At 62.1% G+C, this 2187-nt stretch carries 2 protein-coding genes and 1 pseudogene; all 3 read right to left on the reverse strand.

Going from position 1 to position 2187, the window contains the following annotated elements:
- A pseudogene (locus tag PFH44_RS26965) lies at positions 1 to 133 on the reverse strand (protein-disulfide reductase DsbD family protein); the annotation flags it as partial.
- A 15-nt stretch (positions 134 to 148) separates the two neighbouring features.
- Positions 149 to 721 (reverse strand): peroxiredoxin, encoded by a 573-nt coding sequence (locus tag PFH44_RS26970; protein ID WP_283826746.1) that lies wholly within the window; start codon positions 719 to 721, stop codon positions 149 to 151.
- Between the two features lie 190 nt (positions 722 to 911).
- Positions 912 to 2177: a glycoside hydrolase family 10 protein gene (locus PFH44_RS26975; RefSeq protein ID WP_463671586.1), complete on the reverse strand. Its 1266-nt coding sequence runs from the start codon at positions 2175 to 2177 to the stop codon at positions 912 to 914.
- Between the last annotated feature and the right edge of the window lie 10 nt (positions 2178 to 2187).

Consider the following 2187-nt stretch of genomic DNA (forward strand, 5'->3'; position numbering starts at 1 on the left):
CCCTGAAGGCGCTGGCGGCGTTATCGGAGTGGCGCAGCAGCCCCAGCGCCTTCAGGGAGATCACCGGAAAAACGCAGGGCATAAAGTTGAGAATAATGCCGCCAATAAAGGCGGCCAGCATCGCGGTTAACATCGCTGGCCTCTTTACTTAATGGGTTTGCGGATGAGAAGCATCGTACTGCTTAACGGCAGCGAGCGTCTTCTCGATATGTGCATCCGGGTTTCTATCAGTGTAACTCAGCAGGATGTTGCCATCCGGCGCAATCACGTACGAGGTGCGATCGGAGAGCGTTTTACCTTTCATCTCCATCAGCGTCTGGTACTGGGCGGCGACTTTGGCGCCCGGATCCGCCGCGACGGCGAACTTATCCCGGCACTCCAGCCTGGAGAAGTCGCTGACCTGGTCGGTATTCCCCGCGGTTACGCCAACCACGGTGGCCCCCATTTTAGTGAAGCTGTCGGTGGCTTCAGCAAAGTCATGAGCTTCAATGGTGCAGCCGGCGCTAAAGGCCGCCGGGAAGAAATAGAGCACCACCGGCCCTTTTTGCAGCGCCTGCTGCAGGGAGAAGGTCATCGGCTTGCCGGCAAGCGCGCCCTGCAGCTTAAAATCCGGGGCTTTCGCGCCCACGGGCAGCGCCGCGCTGGCGCTGAACGCGGTGGCGGAGAGGCCGAGGGCGGCGGTGACGGTCAGGGTACGGATGAGGTTTTTGATGCGTGTCATTATCTGCTCCTGCGATTTGGGGGAGTGCCGGTTTGGCCAAACTCATTCATCTCAGCTATTCAGTTCGCCGCAGCGCAGGAAAAAGTTGCGCGCAGGTGAAAAAAAAGTGCGCCCGGCTCATCGCGCGACGCACGGGGCCGAGGAGGTGAAGAGAAAGCGCCTGCGAAACGGGTTCCGCAGGCGGCAGAGGTTAATTTCCCCAGCGGCTCTGCAGATAGTTGACGGCCTGGCGGGTCTGGGGCTGGTTGAGATTGTTTTCGCGGAACAGAATGGTGCCCTGAATTTCGGGGATCGCATCGTTGAGGTCGAGCTGCTTTTTCAGCTCCGGCACGCCGCCGTTAACCATCCAGTCGGGTTCATTTTTTGACGGCTCGCCGACTTTGTAGAGCGCCACGCCGATATAGAGTCGGGTATGGGTTGGCTTGACGACCTCCGCCCACCATTTCGCCAGCACGTCGTAGCGGGCGGCGTCGCGCGCAAACGGCCAGTAGAGCTGAGGCGCGATATAGTCGAGCAGCCCCTGCTGCACCCAGCGGCGGGTGTCGGCGTAGGACTCATCGTAGGCCGCCGCGCCGCGGGTGTCTGAGCCGGCGGGATCGTGGGAAAGATTGCGCCACACGCCGGCCGGGCTGACGCCAAACTCTACGCTGGGGTTAATCTGCTTGATGGTGCGCGACACCTGCTCAATCAGCTGTTGGGTATTGTGCCGGCGCCAGTCCGCCTTGCTGGCAAACCCCTGACCATACTGCCGGAAGGTTTGACTATCGTTAAGGGCCGAGCCCGCCGTTTCGGTATAGAAATAGTCGTCAAACTGCACCCCGTCGACCGGATAGTGCTCGACGACTTCGGCGACGATACGGGTTATCCAGTCGCGAGCCTCAGGAATACCCGGGTCGAGAACAAAGCGGTCGCTGGCGGTGCGGATCCAGTCGCGGTGCAGGACAAAGACGCTGGCCGGGCTTTGCGACTGCGTGCGGTTGAGCTCGGCGACGGTTTTCGGCCGGGTGTTCACCGACACGCGGTAGGGGTTAAACCAGGCGTGAACCCGCATCCCGCGCCTGTGCGCCTCATCGAGCATAAACTGCAGCGGATCGTAGCCCGGGTCTTCGCCAATGGCGCCGGTCAGCATATCTGACCAGGGTAAAATCTTTGACGGCCACAGCGCGGTGCCGTCGGGTTTGACCTGAAAGAACACGGTGTTAATCCCGAGGCGCTGCAGATTATCGAGCTTGGCGATCAGCGCCACCTTCTGCTGGCTAATCCGGCTCTCCGGGCTGCTGGCAATGATCGAGCCCACCGGCGGCCAGTCGAGGCGCGAGACCGTAGTCAGCCAGACGCCGCGTACCGGCTCGTGCGGTTTCGGCAGCGCCGCCTGCTTAACCGCCGGCGGCAGCGGCGTCACCAGCGAGCGGGGCGGCTGGCGGCTGCAGCTGGCGAGGGTAAAGGCGGGCGCCACCGCCGCGGCG

The organism is Klebsiella sp. Ech2A (genome assembly GCF_030078455.1).
Lineage (GTDB): Bacteria > Pseudomonadota > Gammaproteobacteria > Enterobacterales > Enterobacteriaceae > Klebsiella > Klebsiella terrigena.